This is a genomic window from Plantibacter sp. MMLR14_011, assembly GCF_001865025.1.
Classification (GTDB): domain Bacteria; phylum Actinomycetota; class Actinomycetes; order Actinomycetales; family Microbacteriaceae; genus Plantibacter; species Plantibacter flavus_A.
Genome location: NZ_MJGW01000075.1, coordinates 1 through 428, shown reverse-complemented (window position 1 = coordinate 428; position 428 = coordinate 1). Strand labels below are relative to the sequence as shown.

Genomic DNA, 428 nt, shown 5'->3' with positions numbered 1-428 from the left:
GGCTGAATGCCGAACTGCCCATCCGGCTTCCGTGCCTCGTCCGTCACTTTGCCTGCTGCTTCGGCGTCGACGGCGGCTGAATCTGGGACGTGGACGTCCGCGTTGCAGGGCGGTACTGCACTCGAGCAGCCTGCATGCCACGTTCAGTGAGCCGCGAGCTCGCCGCGGACTTCCGGTACGTACCCTTCGCTGTCTTCGCCATGCTGCGCCTCCTCCTAGCATTATCACCGGGAGAGGGGTCCGATGCCTACAAGTGCGCTGGGGGTTGCCTTCTACGTCTTCGCCCTGTTCCCCGGGGTTGCCTTCATCTTCGCCCGGGAGGGCCACCAGCCGGCGGTCAAGCGGTCGGTACTGCGGGAGACCGCAGCGTTAGTGTTCGTGAGCGCTGTCTGTGATGCGATCATCGCAGCCGCCGTCGCGTTTGTCTC

At 65.0% G+C, this 428-nt stretch carries 1 protein-coding gene; it reads left to right on the top strand.

Features of this window, described 5'->3' with window-relative positions; all coding sequences use genetic code 11:
- Positions 1–243: 243 nt before the first annotated feature.
- The coding region (locus tag BIU99_RS20190) for a DUF6338 family protein (RefSeq protein ID WP_217635027.1) at positions 244–428 on the top strand (185 nt) is incomplete at its 3' end.